Source organism: Rhizobium sp. CC1099 (genome assembly GCF_029714385.1).
GTDB lineage: Bacteria > Pseudomonadota > Alphaproteobacteria > Rhizobiales > Rhizobiaceae > Rhizobium.
The window spans coordinates 2276641-2294658 of sequence record NZ_CP121642.1; the positions used below are offsets into that span (position 1 = coordinate 2276641).

General features: G+C 59.7%; 17 protein-coding genes. 2 read left to right on the forward strand and 15 right to left on the reverse strand.

All coding sequences use genetic code 11. From position 1 onward, the window contains the following. The 4 genes from QA644_RS32200 to QA644_RS32215 are packed head-to-tail and all read right to left on the reverse strand — an operon-like array spanning position 1 to position 3507. Positions 1-840 (reverse strand): metal ABC transporter permease, encoded by an 840-nt coding sequence (locus tag QA644_RS32200; protein ID WP_283073091.1) that lies wholly within the window; start codon positions 838-840, stop codon positions 1-3. Then, on the reverse strand, positions 837-1697 hold the full coding sequence (gene sitC / locus QA644_RS32205; protein ID WP_283074071.1) for an iron/manganese ABC transporter permease subunit SitC: 861 nt from the start codon (positions 1695-1697) through the stop codon (positions 837-839). Before sitC ends, QA644_RS32200 begins: the two co-directional genes overlap by 4 nt. After that, positions 1694-2596, reverse strand: coding sequence for a manganese/iron ABC transporter ATP-binding protein (locus QA644_RS32210; protein WP_283073092.1), 903 nt, complete (start codon positions 2594-2596; stop codon positions 1694-1696). Before QA644_RS32210 ends, sitC begins: the two co-directional genes overlap by 4 nt. Continuing rightward, positions 2593-3507 carry a metal ABC transporter substrate-binding protein gene (locus QA644_RS32215; RefSeq protein WP_022712915.1) on the reverse strand — a complete coding sequence of 305 codons (915 nt, stop codon included), beginning with the start codon at positions 3505-3507 and terminating at the stop codon, positions 2593-2595. The genes QA644_RS32210 and QA644_RS32215 overlap by 4 nt, the downstream gene beginning before the upstream one ends. 257 nt (positions 3508-3764) lie before the next feature. On the opposite strand from QA644_RS32215, the gene QA644_RS32220 reads away from it, so the two are divergent. After that, positions 3765-4628, forward strand: a complete 864-nt coding sequence (locus QA644_RS32220; protein ID WP_283073093.1) for an alpha/beta hydrolase — start codon at positions 3765-3767, stop codon at positions 4626-4628. A gap of 355 nt (positions 4629-4983) precedes the next feature. On the opposite strand, the gene QA644_RS32225 is transcribed toward QA644_RS32220, so the two are convergent. Further along, positions 4984-6987 carry an EAL domain-containing protein gene (locus QA644_RS32225; protein ID WP_283073094.1) on the reverse strand — a complete coding sequence of 668 codons (2004 nt, stop codon included), beginning with the start codon at positions 6985-6987 and terminating at the stop codon, positions 4984-4986. A 259-nt stretch (positions 6988-7246) separates the two neighbouring features. Here QA644_RS32225 and QA644_RS32230 point away from each other — a divergent pair, with 259 nt between their 5' ends. Then, positions 7247-8284, forward strand: a complete 1038-nt coding sequence (locus tag QA644_RS32230; RefSeq protein ID WP_283073095.1) for a class I SAM-dependent methyltransferase — start codon at positions 7247-7249, stop codon at positions 8282-8284. Positions 8285-8410: 126 nt separating this feature from the next. Here QA644_RS32230 and doeB read toward each other — a convergent pair whose 3' ends face one another. The 10 genes from doeB to QA644_RS32280 form a co-directional block, all read right to left on the reverse strand. Next, positions 8411-9409, reverse strand: a complete 999-nt coding sequence (doeB, locus tag QA644_RS32235) for a N(2)-acetyl-L-2,4-diaminobutanoate deacetylase DoeB (protein ID WP_283073096.1) — start codon at positions 9407-9409, stop codon at positions 8411-8413. 7 nt (positions 9410-9416) lie between these two features. Then, positions 9417-10598: an ectoine hydrolase DoeA gene (doeA, locus tag QA644_RS32240; protein WP_283073097.1), complete on the reverse strand. Its 1182-nt coding sequence runs from the start codon at positions 10596-10598 to the stop codon at positions 9417-9419. A 32-nt stretch (positions 10599-10630) separates the two neighbouring features. Next, complete coding sequence (gene eutC, locus QA644_RS32245) at positions 10631-11623, reverse strand: ectoine utilization protein EutC (RefSeq protein ID WP_283073098.1); 993 nt, start codon at positions 11621-11623, stop codon at positions 10631-10633. Further along, positions 11620-12621, reverse strand: a complete 1002-nt coding sequence (gene eutB / locus QA644_RS32250; protein ID WP_283073099.1) for a hydroxyectoine utilization dehydratase EutB — start codon at positions 12619-12621, stop codon at positions 11620-11622. Before eutB ends, eutC begins: the two co-directional genes overlap by 4 nt. A gap of 4 nt (positions 12622-12625) precedes the next feature. After that, positions 12626-13405, reverse strand: a complete 780-nt coding sequence (gene eutA, locus QA644_RS32255; protein ID WP_283073100.1) for an ectoine utilization protein EutA — start codon at positions 13403-13405, stop codon at positions 12626-12628. 1 nt (position 13406) lies between these two features. After that, entirely contained in the window at positions 13407-14066 is a 660-nt protein-coding gene (gene ehuD, locus QA644_RS32260) for an ectoine/hydroxyectoine ABC transporter permease subunit EhuD (protein WP_074072804.1), read from the reverse strand. A gap of 4 nt (positions 14067-14070) precedes the next feature. Beyond that, entirely contained in the window at positions 14071-14730 is a 660-nt protein-coding gene (gene ehuC, locus QA644_RS32265; protein WP_074072805.1) for an ectoine/hydroxyectoine ABC transporter permease subunit EhuC, read from the reverse strand. Positions 14731-14799: 69 nt separating this feature from the next. Then, positions 14800-15639: an ectoine/hydroxyectoine ABC transporter substrate-binding protein EhuB gene (gene ehuB / locus QA644_RS32270; RefSeq protein ID WP_074072806.1), complete on the reverse strand. Its 840-nt coding sequence runs from the start codon at positions 15637-15639 to the stop codon at positions 14800-14802. Between the two features lie 50 nt (positions 15640-15689). Then, positions 15690-16475 carry an ectoine/hydroxyectoine ABC transporter ATP-binding protein EhuA gene (gene ehuA / locus QA644_RS32275; RefSeq protein ID WP_074072807.1) on the reverse strand — a complete coding sequence of 262 codons (786 nt, stop codon included), beginning with the start codon at positions 16473-16475 and terminating at the stop codon, positions 15690-15692. A gap of 120 nt (positions 16476-16595) precedes the next feature. Next, entirely contained in the window at positions 16596-17981 is a 1386-nt protein-coding gene (locus QA644_RS32280; RefSeq protein ID WP_283073101.1) for a PLP-dependent aminotransferase family protein, read from the reverse strand. Between the last annotated feature and the right edge of the window lie 37 nt (positions 17982-18018).

Consider the following 18018-nt stretch of genomic DNA (forward strand, 5'->3'; position numbering starts at 1 on the left):
CTATTGCGGTGTCGCCTGCGACCGCTTCGTCCTTACGGTGACGATAAAGGCGGCCGTAAACAGGATGGAGAGCATCAACACAATGGTCGGCGCCGGTGCGCTATCAATGAAAAAAGACAGATAGATTCCAGCACCTGAAGCGATTAAGGCGATGACCACCGACAGGATGAGCATCCTGCTGAAGCTGCGCGTCAGCAGGAAGGCAATAGCGCCCGGTGCAATCAGCATCGCGATGGCGAGGATAATTCCGACCGCCTTCAACGCACCGACAACGGTCAGCGAAATCAGGCAGAGCAAGCCGTAGTGCAACAGGTTGACCCGAAGGCCGACGGCCCTCGCCTGGGCCGGATCGAAGGCATGCAGCAGGAAATCCTTCCACTTGATACCGATGATGCCCGCGGTCAATGCCGCAATGACGGCCGCCTCGGCAATGTCGCGCCAGCCAACGCCCAGCATGTCCCCGAACAATATGTGATCGAGATGCACCTCGGACTGGATTTTGACGTAGAGCACCAGGCCGAAGCCGAACATGCCTGAAAACACGATGCCCATCACCGTATCCTGCTTGATGCGGCTGTTGTCTTTCAAAAAACCAGTGGCAACCGCACAGAACATGCCGGTGACGAAGGCGCCAACTGCAAAAGGGATGCCGATGATATACGCAATGACCACGCCAGGAAAAACCGCATGGGAGATGGCATCGCCCAGCAATGACCAGCCCTTGACCACGAGAAAACAGGAAAGCAGCGCCGTCGGCACGGCCACAAGCATCGAGATGACCAGCGCATTGACCATAAAGCCGAACTGGAAAGGCGAAATCAGCGTCTCAAGGATATTCATTGACGGGCCTCGTGAACTTCGGCCGCCCTGCGACGCGCCGCCAGCATTCCGTGTTTGGGAGCAAGGAAGAAGGCGGCAAGGAAGAGGAGGGTCTGCAGCACGACGATGATGCCGCCAGTTGCGCCGTCCAGGAAATAACTCGCATACGCACCGACGAAACTGGTCGCCGCGCCAATGACGACGGCGATCGCGAGCAGCCGGGGGAAGCGGTCCGTCAGCAGATAGGCAGTGGCGCCCGGGGTCACCACCATACAGATGACGAGGAAGGCACCTACCGTCTGGAGGGCGGCGACCGTCGATGCCGAAAGCAGCGTGAAGAACATGATCTTGAGCGCAGTGGGATTGAGGCCGATCGACCGTGCATGGGTCTCGTCGAAGAAGGTGACCATGAGATCCTTCCATTTGACGAGAAGGATGGCGAGCGAGACAAACCCGATGACGGCGAGCTGGAGAGTGTCCTCCGGCGTGATGGCGAGAATGTTGCCGAGCACGATGGTCTGGACGTTCACCGAGGTCGGCGACAGGGACACCATGAAGAGGCCGAGCCCGAAAAAGGAGGAGAAGATCAGGCCGATAATGGCGTCCTCTTTTAGCCTAGTACGCTGGTTGAGGAAGAGCATCGCGGCGGCCGCAAGGCCGCCGGAGAAGAATGCGCCGACCGAAAAGGGCAGGCCCAGCATATAGGCGCCGGCCACCCCGGGGACGATGGAATGGGAAAGCGCATCGCCGATCAGTGACCAGCCCTTGAGCATCAGGTAGCAGGATAAAAACGCGCAGACACCGCCGACCAGAGCCGACACCCACATGGCATTGAGCATGTATTCGTAGGTGAAAGGCTCGATGAGGAAGGCCATCAGCGCGAGCCTCCATTACCCCGTGGCTCGTGCGCGACGAACCGGCCGTCTTGCAGCACGAGCGGGCGTTCGTCGTCGGTCATCACATCGATCGGATGTGACTGGCCATCCTTAGCCTCGGCCAGCAAGAAGTGGCGCAGCACGCCGCCAAAGGCCTTCTCAAGATTTGCCTGCGTGAAAGTCTCGGCAGTCGTGCCATGGGCGAGCACTGTGCCTTTGACGAGCACGGTGCGGTCGCAGAATTCAGGCACCGAGCCGAGATTGTGCGTGGAAACCAGCATGACCCGGCCCTCGTCGCGCAACTCGCGAAGCAACGCGATGATCTGGTCCTCGGTCTTGACGTCGACACCGGTGAAGGGCTCATCGAGCAGGATGACACGGCCGTCCTGGGCGAGCGCTCGAGCCAGGAAAACGCGCTTCTTCTGCCCGCCTGACAGCTCGCCGATCTGGCGTGTGCGGAAGTCGCTCATGTTGACGCGTGCGAGTGCCGATGACACAGCAGCGTGATCGGCCGCCTTCGGGATGCGCATCATGCCCATGTGGCCGTAGCGGCCCATCATGACAACGTCCTCGACCAGGACTGGAAAATCCCAATCGACCTCCTCGCTTTGCGGCACGTAGGCGACGAGGTTCTTGCGCAGCGCCTCACCGACTGACATCCCGAGCACTCTTATGTCGCCCTTGGCGAGACGCACGAATCCCATGATCGACTTGAACAGCGTCGACTTGCCGGAGCCGTTGACCCCGACCAGTGCGGTGATCGTGCCCATCGGGATCTGGAAACTCGCATCCCAAAGCCCAGTATGGCCATTGCGATAGGTGACGGTGGCGCTTCTCACCGCAATGCCCGATCCCGCATCGAAAGACGCGGGCCGGGCAAGATTGCTGAGCGGCTCATTCATTGCGACAGGCCCTCGACAAGGCCCTTTTCGACAGTGTCGGAAGTTACGCGGAGCAGATCAATATAGGTCGGCACAGGCCCGTCCTCCTCGCTGAGGGAATCCACATAGAGCACGCCGCCGTAATGTACTCCGGTTTCGCGCGCCACCTGCCTGGCCGGCTTGTCGGACACCGTGCTCTCGCTGAAAACGGCAACGATCTTGTTGGCATCGATGGCATCGATCACCTTGCGGACCTGTTGTGGTGTTCCCTGCTGGTCGGCATTGATCGGCCAGAGATAGAGTTCCTTCAGGCCAAAGTCACGGGCGAGGTAGGAAAAGGCGCCCTCGCTCGACACCAGCCAGCGCTTATCCTCGGGAATCTGCGCAAGCTTTTCTCGGATCGGCGTAATGGTCGCCTCGATTTTCTCTTTGTAGGCGGCAGCGTTGGCCTCGTAGGCCGCGGCGTTCTTTGGATCGTACTTGACGAAGGCATCGCGGATGTTGTCGACATAGATCAGGGCATTCTTCGGCGACATCCAGGCATGCGGGTTGGGCTTGCCGGTATATGGTCCTTCGGAAATGCTCATGGGTTGAACGCCTTCCGAGACGACGACACCCGGAACGTCACGGAGATTGACGAAAAACCTTTCGAACCAGCGCTCGAGATTAAGGCCGTTCCAGAGGATAAGTTGAGCGCCCTGCGCCCTTTGTATGTCACCGGGTGTCGGCGAATAATTGTGGATTTCCGCACCCGGTTTGGTGATCGATTCCACGATGGCGGCATCGCCCGCCACGTTCTTGGCCATGTCGGCGATGACCGTAAATGTCGTCACCGCCTTGAACTTCTCCTGAGCCGCTGCCGGCATCGCTGCGACCGACACGATTGCTGCCGCGATCAGTCCGGCCAACAAGCGCCCTACCCGTTTCAACATGCCGATGCTCCTTGCTGCGAATGATTTGCATATGCAGTCTTATGGAAAGGCCTCCATCTTTGCAAGTGCGACTTATTCGCAATTATGAAAGCTTCGTGAAATTTGATCTGCGAGCCTGAATGGGACGGCGGCATCTACCACGGCGCTGCCACCCGATTATCCGGAAAAATTTCGAACCCTGGCCTGTCGGATTGCGCAAGGAACCTTCGTCTTATCATCAGCAGTGGCGAAACGCACGCGATAGAGAGGAAAGACCCATGTTCCGCACAGCCCTGATTGCAGCAGCCCTGTTTGTCACCAGCTCCCTCCTTGCCGAGGCCCAACCGGCGGGCAACCGCGTTAACGTCAACGGCATGCAGATCTATTACGAAGTGTCCGGCGATGGCGATCCGTTGGTCGTGCTGCACGGCGCCTATATGAACATCCCCTCCATGGGAACAATTATCCCGAAGCTCGCCAAAACCCATAAAGTCTACGCCCTCGAGTTTCAGGGGCACGGCCGCACCACCGACATCGACCGGCCGATCACCTATCCCAATCTGGCCGACGACGTGGCGGCCTTTATGGACGCAGTCGGGCTCAAGAAGGCCGACATATTCGGCTACTCCATGGGTGCGGCCGCCGGGCTACAAGTTGCCATCCGCCATCCGGAAAAGGTGAACAAGCTGATCGCAGCCTCCGTCGCTTATGATGCAGAGGGCTGGCAGCCGGAGTTCAGGGCCTTCATCCCGCAAATGACGGTGGAAATGTTTGTCGGCATGCCGTTTGCTAAGGACTATCGCAAGCTTGCCGCCAATCCCGACGGTTTTCCCGCCCTGGTCAAGAAGCTGATCGCGCTCGAACACGAGCCGATTGCATGGGAAGCGGACGTCAAGGCGGTGAAGACACCGGTGCTGATCGTCACTGGCGACGCCGACGTTGCGACCCTCGAACATTCCGTTGCCATGTTCCGGCTGCTCGGCGGCGGCACCATGGGCGACATGGGCAAGCCGCTGCCGACCTCGCGCCTCGCCGTCATGCCGGCGACGTCGCACACGGCTGTCATCAACCAGGCCGAACTACTGCATGCCTTTATCGAGCCGTTCCTGAAGGGCGAGACGCCGAAGGGCATGTTCGACTAGGTACGCATCGCTGCCCGTCGTAAGGGCTTTGCACTGTCAATCATATTTCAGCGAGATTGCTGTTTTCAACGAATAATGAAATCGAAATCTGAGTGAAACTGGCGCTGCGAGACGGCAGGCCGAAGGGATCAGCATGTTCGCCCTGCACTATTACGCGCCGTGGCTTGGCAGCCTCATCCCCCAGCGCGACCGGCATCGTCAAATTCACCGACTGTCGATCTGGAATCCGGCATGACATCGTCGAGGGGCGTTGCTGAAACCACGCTCAGGAAAGGGGTCCCCTGCCATCCGGCATGGAAATCGACCTCATCGCCATAAAGGAAAGGCGCTGGAGCTTAAGCCCCAGGATCTCAGATCAGGAGGCTTGCGCGCTGTAGGCCAGGTCATCATCGGGCGTGGTCACCTCCACGGGTCGGCGCGCAAATTCCGAGGCTGGAACGGGTCGTCCCACGTAAAATCCCTGAACATCGTCAATTCGGCATTCCCGCATCAGCTCGAGCTGTTCCGCCGTTTCGACGCCTTCTACAAGAATGCGATGCCCACGATTGCGGATGAGCCGGATTATGTCGCGCAGCATAGATCTTCCACGCGCAGTATCGCTGTCGTGAAGGAAGGACCGATCGATCTTGACGGTGTCGAAGTCGATCAGGCGAAGCCAGGAAAGACCCGCGAAGCCGGTCCCAAAGTCGTCCAGCCAAATCTTGATGCCAAGCGCTTTCAGGTCGCTAATGCAACGGATAACATCCGAATGCATTTCCAGTTCAAGCCCCTCGGTTATTTCGAACGCGATCCTTGCGCCCATCACGCCGGTCTCGGAAAGGACGGCGGCGACGCAGGAGGCAAAACCAGGTGCTCTCAACTGGATCGGCGAAACATTCACGCTCACCAGTTCGATATGATTTGCAGCCAGCAGTTCCCTGCAAACGGTGCGCAGCGCCCAATAGCCAAGTTCCATTATCGCACCGGATCGCTCGGCTACCGGAATGAAGAGGCTTGGCGGCGCTGCAGTGCCGTCAGGCATGCTCAGTCGCATGAGAGCCTCGACCGCATGCACGTTGCCACTTTCGACCTCTTGAATCGGCTGATAGACAAGGGAGACGAGCTCCTGAGCCACGGCAACCTTCAAAAGCGCGGCTATGTGCGCCGTTTCGTCGCCGCTTTGAGGATCGTTCGGATCGAAAAGTTCTGCGCAATTGCGGCCGTTTGCTTTCGCCGAGTAAAGAGCGCGATCCGCTTCGTTGATGATTTTCTCAAGTTTCGAACCAGATTCTGGTCTTGTGACTGCCGCGCCAACGCTGACCGTCACCACCGGCACCCCGTCGAGACGCTGCCCGTGCGCAATTTTAAGGTCTTCGACGGTTCGACGGAGTTTTTCAGCGATGTCCGCAGCCTCCACATCGTTGCGCAGGGCCGCGATTACGATGAACTCCTCGCCGCCGTAACGCCCAATCGTCGCCCCTATAGGCGCCACAGCGTCGTCAAGAGCCGTCGCCACAGCGATGAGGCATCTGTCCCCCTCCTGATGACCATAGAAGTCATTATACTTTTTGAAGAAATCGACATCGATCAGAAACGTGGCAAATTCGATCCCCTGCGTTTGCCATTTCTCCCAACAGTCACGCAACTTTTGGTCGACGGCCCTTCGGTTTTCCAGTCCGGTCAATGGGTCGGTATTCGACAGCCTGAGAAGTGCTTGTCCCCGCTCCGAGGCTTCCTGGTGCTGGAGGTCCGCCTCATGCGCGTTGAGGAAGACATTGAAGCGTTCCTTGTTAAGCTTCCAATTCACATAGGACGTGAATGTGAAACAGGACAGGTAGAACGTCACGAAAGCGAGATCGTAGGAAGGCCCGGGACTGAAGACTGCAAGCGACGCAAGGAAAATCGCCAGCACCAGGCTGGATGCGATAACCGATAATGCAAAGCGAAAGCTGAAGAAGAGGTTCGCGCCCATCATGAAGATCGCGCCGAACACCATATAGTAGGACAGACTTTCAACTCTTGTCGTCAACAGCGTCGGAATGACCCATCCCGCATAGCCCAGGACCAAGGCGGCCGCGCATGTCAGATCGAGGTAGTTGGTACGAACGCCTCGCCGAAGTTGAACTTCAAGCACGAGCAGGGCTCCGAGCCCGACGATCACCCGCGCGATTATGGTGAAGATCGCCACATCGGGAACAAGAAGCAGGTCGGTCACGAAGAACATCAGATAGACCGTGACTGCCAACCAAAGGCCAGCGCGGGTCGACGTTCTACGACGCTGATCGCCCTGTTCGAGATAGAGAGCGCGCAGATCGCAGGACTGATAAGCCTTTTCCTGCGCAAAGAGCGTTGTCTCGACTTCTGCCAGCGTGTGCCTCATGCACGGTTCACCCGAACTCATCGAAAGGTTTCCGTCCGCTTCCGCGTCGTCGAAACAATTTGCGGTCATTGCAGATGGCACGGCCAAGGTTGTCGCGACGATAGTTATTGTCGATGAAGTTTTGGTTAAGCCCCATGCCGGCACAAGGTTGCCGGGTCACAATGGGTTACCGATTTTCCGCTATTGCGCCATTTATTAAACTCTAGCGCGAGGCAATTTCTTTTTCTATAGTTAGCTTAGTATTAACGGAAACAACAAAGTGAACCGATTTCAAACAGCTCTCGACGGAGTTAGCCTCGTCACCCCTGATCTCATCGCGGGGAGTTCAAAATTATCAGACAGCGGGTATCTGCAAGAACGCTTCATTGAAGGGCGTGCAGAACTGGCCGTTTTGCTCGCCTTAAGCGAGCAGCAATTCAAGAACCGCTTGCCGGCGGCAGAAATCGTCCGGGATCTGACGACGCGGCTGAGTGACCTGAGGCAAAAGCTGCCTTCCTCCGTCTGGCAGCGCCTCACACCGATTGCTCGCGAACATCCCGTCGCTGCCTATCTTCTTGAAGATCCCCTGACCCGCTGGTCCTTCGAAAAACCTCGCGGCTACTCGGGCGACGCTCAACTTCTCGACTTCATTTACGAGCATCCGAGCATGAACCCGGCGATCGAAAAGGCTTCCGCTCTGGGACGGGATCTTTATGCATACACAAAGCAAGCTTCGTCATCTGTCGCTGTGCGCGAAAGGCGGAACCTTCTGACCGCAAAGGTGGACGCCATCGCATCTGGTCGGCCGGGCGACACCGAGATCCTGACGATCGCCGCTGGACATCTGAGGGAAGCGGACCAGTCGCAAGCGTTGAAGGACGGCGCGATCAGTCGCTGGGTGGCGCTCGACCAAGACCCGCTCAGTGTCGGATCAGTGGCGCGCGACTTTGCCGGAAGTCCGGTCGAGGCCATCAATGGCTCCGTACGCACGCTCTTGTCACGTTCTCAGCAACTGGGGCGTTTTGACTTTATCTACGCGGCCGGCCTCTACGACTACCTTGCGCACAATGTGGCAGTGAAGCTTACCGAACGTTGCCTGCAGATGCTCAAGCCCGGCGGTCAATTTCTGTTCGCCAACTTCGCGCGCGACATACACGTCGAGGGATATATGGAAACGTTCATGAACTGGGCTCTTCTATGGCGCTCTCAATCGGAGATGTGGTCGATTATAGGGGGCCTTCCAAATCAGGATCGGTTTGAAGCAAAGGTGGAGTTCGGCGAAAACAGGAACGTCCTCTACGCGATCCTGCAGACCTGAAGTTCGATGCTGATGCGGGCCGCCTGAGACACAGATCGCCTCGACCGGCTCTTACCGGAACGGCGGTCGTGACGAGGCAGCAACAGCGCCGCGCCTTTGCGCGGCGCTTGAACCATCTGTGCAGGTTCAAACCGCCAGGACCGCGGCGCAATCGCCAGGTTTTATCAGTCCCGGAAAATGCCGTGCAGCGAGGATGCCGGTCATTCTTGAGCAGAGCTCGACCGGAAGACTGCCGGTTCTTCCGACCGGATGGATGCGTGCCACAACCTCACCCTTTTTCACGGGCTGGCCGAGGTCGACTGCAAATTCGACGAGCCCTGCTTCCTCTGCGAAGAGGAAGCAGTCTCCATCCGGCATGTCGAGCCACTGGGTGGGCTGCTCTTCGACGACACCCTCAACAATGCCGGCATGCGTTAGAACGTTCATCACCCCGCGTTTGGCAATGGCCGCGCTTTTCGCCGTCGCCGTCCCGCCGCCGCCAAGCTCGGTGGTGATGAAGATCTTGCCCATCTCCTCGGCGGCCGTGTCGTACATGCCGACGGCGTCGATCTCCAGCATTTTCATCGAGTAGGGCGCGCCGAACGCCTGCACGAACTCGAAACCCTTTGCCTCCTGTTTCTTGTCTGGAAGAATGTGGGCGGCGCAGAACGGCAGAAAATCGAGTGTCCTGCCGCCCGAATGGAAGTCGAGCACGATATCGGCAAGCGGCAGAAGGACCCGCTGGAAATAATCGGCGATCTTCTGTGTGACCGTGCCATCCGGCCTGCCCGGAAAGCTGCGGTTCATATTGCCCTTGTCGATCGGCGAGGTTCTGGTCTGCGACAGGAACGCCGGATAGTTCATGGCGGGCACGATGATGACGCGGCCTTTGACTTCTTCTGCCCGAAGCGTGCGGGCAAGATCGAAGAGTGCGATCGGCCCTTCATATTCATCGCCGTGATTGCCGCCTGTCAAAAGAGCGGTCTGGCCGTGGCCGTTTCTAATGACGGTGATCGGGATCATGACCGATCCCCATGCGGAATCATCGCGGCTGTAGGGCAGCCGCAAGAAACCATGCTGAACGCCGTCCGCCTCGAAATCGACCGTCGCACTGATCGGCGATGGGCGCATTATTGTATCGCTCATCATCCCATCAGTCCTTGACCATCAACTTTCGCGGCACGTTGGCGAGGCACTCGACGCCAGTCTTCGTGATCAGAATGCTTTCGGTCGTCTCGAAGCCCATGTCTTCGAGCCACAGACCTGTCATGAAATGGAAGGTCATGCCGGGTTTCAATTCCGTCTTGTCGCCGGGACGCAGGCTCATGGTCCGCTCGCCCCAATCCGGCGGATAGGAAAGCCCGATCGGATAACCGGTACGATTGTCCTTCACGATCCCGTATTTTTTCAGGACCGCAAAGAAGGCATTGGCGATGTCTTCGCAGGTATTGCCGGGCTTTGCGACGGCAAGGCCGGCTTCCATGCCTTCGAGCGTTGCTTTTTCCGCATCGAGAAAAGCCTGCGTCGGCTTGCCGAGGAAGACGGTCCGCGAAAGCGGCAGATGGTAGCGATTATAGCAGCCGGCGATCTCGAAGAAGGTTCCCTCGCCCCGTTTCAACGGCCGGTCATCCCAGGTGAGATGCGGGGCAGAGGCCTCCACGCCCGACGGCAGCAAAGGCACGATGGCCGGGTAATCCCCACCGATCCCGTCGACGCCTCTTGTCCCTGCATCATAGATCTCCGCGACGAGATCGCATTTGCGCATGCCGACCTCGATCTTGTCGAAGATGCGCTGATGCATGGCTTCGACAATGCGCGCGGCATTGCGCATATATTTGACTTCCGTCTCGCTCTTGACGGCACGCTGCCAGTTGACGAGCGCGGTGGCGTCGACGAAACGGGCATTCGGCAGATGCTTTTGCAGCGAAGCGAAGGCTGCCGCCGAAAACCAGTAATTGTCCATCTCGACGCCGATCGAAATCTTACTGAGGCCGCGGTCCGTCAAAATGCCGGAGAGGTAATCCATCGGGTGCCGCTCGGTCGACTGCACGTAGTGATCGGGATAGCCGATGATGTTTTCGTGTTTCAGGTAGGCGGTGAGCTTCGCGCCATTGGCGTCCTGCCCGCGGCCGAACCAGATCGGTTCGCCGGACGGCGGCACGATCACGGCCTGATGCACATAGAAGGACCAGCCGTCGTAGCCGGTCAGCCAGGCCATGTTCGATGGATCGCTGACGATCAACAATTCGATGCCCTTGGCTTCCATCGCCTTTCGGGTCTTGTCGAGGCGGGCGCCGTATTCCTCGCGCGAAAATTTGAGTTTAGGCTCACTCATGGTCTTTTCTCCCTTGTCCGGTGCCGCACCGGTCAGCTTTCGAATATGGTTCCGGCGTTGGCAGCGTTGGCTCGCGCAAAGGCAAGCGTGGCGATAGCGGTGTCCTGTATGCCGGTGCCGGTCAGGTCTGCGATCGTGATTTGCGTGGCGTCCGAACGGCCCTGACGTTGACCGGCTACGATCTGTCCGAGCTCCGGAAATGCCGCGTCGGCGGCAACCGTGCCTGTTGCGATCGCGTGGTGAAGTTCGCCCAGCCGGCGCGTCTGCTTCAGGCTGTCGGCGACATAGAGCCAGGCTTTGGCGATTGCGACGGGGTCAATCTCGTTCTTGTGTTCCGCATCAGAACCCATGGCCGTCACATGCTGGCCGGCCTCCAACCATTCGGCTTTCAGGATCGGCGTTTGCGAAGGCGTGGTCGTGACGATGACGTCGGCCCCAGCGACCGCATTCTTCGGGTCTGCCACCGCGGTGACGGCCAACCCAAGCGCCTTCGCGAGCTGCGCGGCAACGCCCTGCGCCTTGGCAAAATCGCGCGCCCAGATCCGCGCCTCGCGGATCGGCCGTACCAGCATCAGCGCCTCAAGCTGCAGTTTCGCCTGCATACCGGCCCCGAAGATCGCCGCGACCTTCGAGTTCGCGCGGGACAGATGCTTTGCTGCGACGGCTCCTGCAGCCGCCGTTCTGACGTCGGTCAGGTAGCCGTTGTCAAGGAGCAGCGCTTGAACAAGGCCGGTTCTGCTGGAAAGCAGCACCATCATCCCGTTCGTGCTCGCAAGCCCGATTTTGGGATTGTCGAAGAAACCGGGACTGATCTTGATGGCGAAGCTTTCGATGCCTGGGACATAAGCCGTCTTCACATCGACTTCGCCACGATGTTCCGGAACGTCGAGCCTCAGGATCGGGGGCATGGAGACAGCTTTCGTCGCCAGCGCTTTAAAGGCATCTTCGACGCAGGCGACCGCGTCAAGATCGAGGCCGATGACCTTCCGAAGATCTGCTTCCGTCAGAATGACCATGGAGCTCATGCCACATCCTTTCTGATAGGCGCGGTCGCGCCGTTGATCACACTTCGATGCTGCTCCATGTCGACATTGCGGCCTGACAGGATCGCAACCACCGGCCCGGTGATCTCGATCTTGCGGGCAAGCAGCGCCGCAACCCCGACAGCACCCGCTCCCTCGATCACCTCGCGTTCCATTGAATAGGCATGACGCATGCCCGCGGCGATCTCCGGCTCGCTCAGAAGAACGACGTCATCAAGCAGGTCGCGGCACATCGAGAAAGTGAGCTGGTTATCGAGGCCGATGCCGCCACCCAGGGAATCGGCAAAGCTCTCCTCTTCCTGGACCTCCACCGGGCGCCCTGCCTCAAGGCTTGCCTTCATGGCGGCACCCCGCTCCATGGTGAGGCCGATGATGCGAACGTCCGGATTGATCGCTTTCAGCGCGGCTGCGACACCAGACGCGAGGCCGCCGCCGGACAGCGGCACGAGGACCGTTGCGGCCTCGGGGCAATCCTTGAAGACTTCCAGCCCGAGTGACCCCTGCCCCGCAATCACCCTGGCGTCATCAAAGGGTGGGACCGCGACCAGCCCGTCGTCTTGTACAAGACGGTCGACCTCCAACTGGGCGTCGTCTTGGGAGCGCCCGATGATCCGGACATTTGCGCCGAGCCGGCGGATCTCGGCCACTTTGTTTTCGGGAACCAGCCGCGACATGCAGATGGTCGCCCTAGAACCCGCCGCCTTCGCGGCATAGGCAAGCGCGCGCCCGTGATTGCCGGTCGAGGCGGCAACGACGCCGCGCGCCTTCTCCTCTGCCTTAAGCGAGAGCACGGCATTGGTGGCGCCGCGCAGCTTGAAACTGCCGGTAATCTGCTGGTGTTCGAGCTTCAGGTAGACAGCTGTGCCCACACGTTCGCTGAGCGCGTCCGACCTTATGATCGGGGTTTTCCGGACCCGGCTGGAGATGCGCTCGGACGCAAGAATGATGTCCCTTAGGCTGACTGGCAAAGAAGTGGTCATGACATCAATTTTCCGGATAAGGCATCGTCATGAGACGGGCGACTTCCGGCCGCGCTTGATCCTCGCCGCAAAGCCTCAGGCAGGCCCAGGCAGTCGCAAGATTGCTGCTGACTACCGGCTTGCCGATCATCCGTTCGATCCTGCCTGCGACCTGGGCGGCACGCAGCGCCGTACAGGAGATGAAGAGGGCATCGGAGCCTGGCGCAGTGGCGTCAAGCGCAAGCGCTGCGATCTCGTCCGGCGCAATCCGCGCCATCTCGCGGTCGTCGGTGAATCCAAGGCAGGTGAATCGGTCTATTTCGAAACCGAGATGTGCAAAATAATCCGCCATCGGCCTGCTTGTTTCGACGGTGTAGGGCGTCAGGACCGATATTCTTTTTGCGCCGAAGGCGCGCAGGGCGTCGACCGCAGCCGCCGTCGGCGTGACGACCGGCACGCCGGGCTTTGCAGCGGCGATTGCAGCCTCGACCTTGGCATCACCGATGACGACCGATGCCGACGTGCATGAATAGATGATCGCATCGAGCGGTTCGCCGGGCAGGATGAGACCTGCTCCTGACGTCAGCGAAGGCTGCATTTTCAGGAGGTTTTCCGGCGTCGTCGGATTGGCGTAACGGATGCGGCTCACATAGACGCCGATGCGATTGCTCGCGACCATTCGCTGGAAGTCGACTTCCGTCGTATGGTCGGTTGCAAGGATCACAAGGCCCACGCGTTTTTCCAGAGGGCGCTCGTCCAGCCGCGGACGGCGGCTCGCCGTCAGGATATCGATCGTTGCCGTCATCTCAGTCTTCCGTCCGAGCGTAGCGCTCTTCGAGCCAGCGCAGGCCGATCACCGAGATCAGGCTGATCGCCAGGAAAAAGATACCGACCAGCGTCATCGGCTCGATATAGCGGTAGTTGCTGTTGGCGATGCTCTTGGCCTGGTTCATCAGTTCGAGCACCGTGATTGCCGAAAGCAGCGGCGTCTCCTTGAACATCGCGATGAAATAATTGGCGAGCGCCGGGATCATCGGAGGGATCGCCTGCGGCAGGATGACATGGATCCATGCCTGGCGCGTGGTGAGGTTCGTCGCCTTTGCCGCTTCCCACTGCCCTCGCGGCACATTCTCGATGCCGGCGCGGTAGACTTCGGCGGTATAGGTCGCATAGTGGAGGCCGAGGCCGATGACACCGGCGACGAGTGGCGCAAGTCTGATGCCGATATCCGGCAGCACGTAGAAGATGAAATAGAGCTGCACCAAAAGCGGCGTGCCGCGGATGAATTCGGAGAAAAAGCCGACGCCGCGCGATACCGCGGTGATCGGCGAACGCCGCACAAGCGCGATCGCAAGGCCCAGGATGGCCGCAACCACCGCACCGAGTACCGTCGCAAGGATGGTGATCTTGAAGCCTTCGATGAGCGTCGGCATGATCTGCCAGACGAAATCCCAGTCCCATTCCATCGATCTAGACCCTCATTCCGTCGAGACCGCGGGTCATGCGCCGCTCGAGCCAGCGCATCGCAGTCGAAATTGCCCAGGCCATCAGGAAGTAAAGAACGAGAATGGTCGCAAACGGTATCAGCGTATTGCCCGTCTGTGCCCGCACGACCTGCGCCTGGAAGGTCAGATCCGTCAGCGAGATCAGCGAGACGACGGCGGTCCCTTTCAGAAGTTCGATCGCATTGTTGCAGAAGGTCGGCAGCATCAAGGGCAGCGCCTGCGGCAGGATGATGTAGCGCATGCGCTGGTAGCGCGACAGGTTGAGCGCGATGCAGGCTTCGCTCTGTTCGCGCCCGATCGCCTTGACGGCACCGCGAACGACTTCTGCCGCATAGGCGCCGACATTCAGTCCGAGAGCAAGAACGCCTGCCTGGAGCGGTGTCAGGGTGAGCCCGGCAAAGGGCAGCACGAAATAGACCCAGAAGAGCTGCACGAAGATCGAGGTGCCGCGAAAGAACTCGATATAGGCTGTTGCAAGCGCCCGCACGGCGAAGAAGCGCGAAAGCCGCGCAAGCCCAGCCACGAATGCCATGACAAGCGCCAATGCCGATCCCATGAGCGTGAGCTTGATGGTGACGAGCGCACCTTCCAGGATCAATGTGAGGTAGCCGGACCATACCGACATCTGGACGGGTCCCTTTCAGGAGATTTAGAAACCGGCTCCGCTCGTTGGCGGAGCCGGACGTCCGCAGGCTTACTTTGCTGCGCAGAGCTTTTCGCGGCTGGTCGACATTGCGGCTGCGGCCGAGAAGCCGTAGGGCTCGATGATCTTTGCGAACTCGCCGGATTCCTTCATCTTCTTGAGCTCGACGTCATATGCGTCGCGAAGGGCAACGTCCTGCTTGCGGAAGGCCGCACCATCGCAATAGACGGGGGCGCCCACGACCGGTGCAACCGTCTCAAGGTTCGCATCATTGGCCTTTGCCATCAGATCGTGGATCGACAAAACCGGCAGGGAGTAGGCGTCGATGCGGCCATCCTGCAGCATCTTGATGCCGCTCTGGCCGTCCGGAACGACGATGACGCGATCGCGCGGCACGCCGGCCTCAAGCGCGAGCTTTTCTTCCGTGCCGCCGCCGGGTGCGCCGATCTTGGCATCCGCATTGTCGGCGATATCCTTATAGCTCTTGAGCTTCAGCGGGTTGCCCTTCTTGACGGCGAAGGCTTCCGCGTCGCAGAGCATCGGCTCCGAATAGGCGACGGCAGCACAACGCTCGGGCTTCATGAAGAGGCCGGCGGTGATCGCATCGTGGCGGCCGGCCTGCAGGCCCGGGATCATCGCGCCATATTCGGAGATCGAGGCGACAACTTCCTTGACGCCGAGACGCTCGAAGATCACCCGTGCAACGTCAGGCGCTGCGCCCGACACCTTTCCGTCCGCGCCGACCGACGTGAATGGCGGCTCGTTTGCGATGGCGATGCGGGCAAAGCCCTGCTCTTTCAGCTCTTCGAGATCGACGGCCTGTGCTGGCGCAATCGCTGCCGAAAGAAGTGCGGACAATGCGGCTGCACCGAGAAGAATTGTCTTTTTCATGTTCCCTGCTCCTGGTTTTCCTTGGATTATTGCTTGAGGCTGCATAGCGGTCAGATGCGATGTCCGGCCGCGATGATCTTGCGCAGGAAGGTTTGCGTCCGCTCCTGCGTCGGATTGCGGAAAATGTCGTTGGGACTGCCTTCCTCGACGATCTTGCCGCGGTCGAAAAAGAGCACGCGATCGGCAAAATCGTGGGCGAAGCCCATTTCGTGCGTGACGAGCAGCATCGTCATGTCGGATTCCGACGCGAGGTGCTTCATGACGCTCAAGACCTCCTCGACGAGTTCGGGATCAAGCGCCGATGTCACCTCGTCGAAGAGCATGATCTTCGGTGACAGCGCAAGCGCTCTGGCGATTGCGACACGCTGCTTCTGGCCGCCGGACAATTGGGCAGGAACGCTCTTGGCCTTGTCAGCCATGCCGACCATGTCCAGGAGCTCCATCGCACGCTTTTGCGCATCCGCGCGCTTGATGCCTTTCGTCAGCATCGGCGCAAGCGTCACGTTGTCGAGGACACATTTGTGGGGAAACAGATTGAAGTGCTGGAAGACCATGCCGATCTTCTCACGCATGCGATGCAGGTGGCGCTCGTCTGCCGGGACAAGCTCCTTGCCGCGCGGCATGTGATAGAGCTGCTCGCCGTCGACCTCGATATGACCGCCGCTGATCGATTCAAGCGTCATCAGGATGCGAAGGATGGTCGTCTTTCCCGATCCGGACGGCCCGATCAGAGCCAGCTTCTCGCCCGGCATGACATTCATCGACAAACCGTCGAGCACGGTCAGTGGCCCGTACTTCTTGACGATGTTGTCGATGCGGATGATCGGCGCCGTCATTCATCTCTCCCTGTTGAGACAGGCAATGCACTAACGATGACGGCCGATCCAAATCATGTCAATTCGCAAAATAATATCATGACAATTATTCTGACGCTGCTCATTTCGCGAGCAGTCGCGTCAAATCGCAAGCAGCAGCGCCTCGGGATTTCCTTGCGCCAGAGATGCGACAATCCCAAGGCCGGTGCGCAATTCGTTTTCCGTGGTCGAGCCGAGTGAGATGCGCACGGCGGGCGTCCACCCCTGGTCGGCGGTCCTGAAAGAGGTGCCGGGCGCAATCGCAACGCCACGCAGGCGGGCCTGCGACACGAAGGAATCCTCCTGGTGCGCGCCCGAAAGCGGCAGCCAGACGTGTAGGCTTTGGGGATGGGCGCGATAGGCAAGGCCCGTCAGCGTCTCTGCGGCGATCGCATGCCGGCTCTTCAGCGCCTCGCGCTGCCACCTGACAAGTTCCAGAGCCGTGCCGTCGCTTACCCAGCGGGTGGCGATTTCGGCAATCGCCGGCGTCGCCATCCAGCTCGAAACGAGATGGCGGTTGGCAACGGCGGCGACGTAGCGGTCAGGCGCTGCGAGATAGCCGATGCGCAAGCCCGGTACGGTGATCTTCGTGAAGCTCGTGACATAGAGCGTGCGCTCCGGCGCAAAAGCGGCAATCGGCGGCGCGCGATCCTCCACCAGCGGACCCAGGATGTCGTTTTCGATGATCGCGATATCGTGGCGCGCGGCGACATCGGCAAGCTGCTGCCGGCGCTTGGCGCTCATCAGCGCCGCCATCGGGTTGATGACGGACGGCTGCAGAAAGACCGCCCGGATCGGGCCCTTGCGGCAAGCCTCGTCGAGCGCTTCGGGGATCATGCCCTCCTCGTCGATCGCCAAACCTTCCAGATGAAGGCCGAGATAGGTGGAGAGCGGCACGAGCGTATGGTGGCTGATTGCTTCGGTCGCAACGGTGGAGCCAGGCGGGGCAACGCTCATCAGCGCGACGGTCATGCCGGAGGTCGCACCATTCGTAAGGCAGATATTTAGCGGAGAGACGTCCAGGCCGCAGCGCGACAGCCAGTCAGCCGCAATGGCGCGGTGACGCGGAAAGACCATGTTCGGTCTGAAAGACAGGGCCGAACTTGATGGAAGATTCTCCGAAAGCCACGCGAAGGCTTGGCGCATTTTTTCAAGATGGACCTGCTCGCAGACCGGCTTGAGGATCGAAAGGTCGATCACCTCGCCGAGCCGCTCGGGCAGGTAGGGCGGTTCGGGCTCGCGCGGCTGCGTCTGCACGAAGCTGCCGCGGCCGATCTCCCCCGCTATCAGGCCGCGTCGGATCAATTCGTCGTAGGCCCGGCTCACCGTCTGCACGGAAAGGTGCAGGTCATCGGCCATCTTTCGGTGCGGCGGCAGCCGGTCACCGTCCGAAAGCTTCCCGTCGGCAATCGCACGGGCGATCTGCTCGGCAAGCGAAAGATAAGCCGGCCGGCGAAGCTGGGAGGGATCGGGGCGCCAATTTGTCATGATTTAAACACTGCTGAAAATCAGTTCAATTGACAAT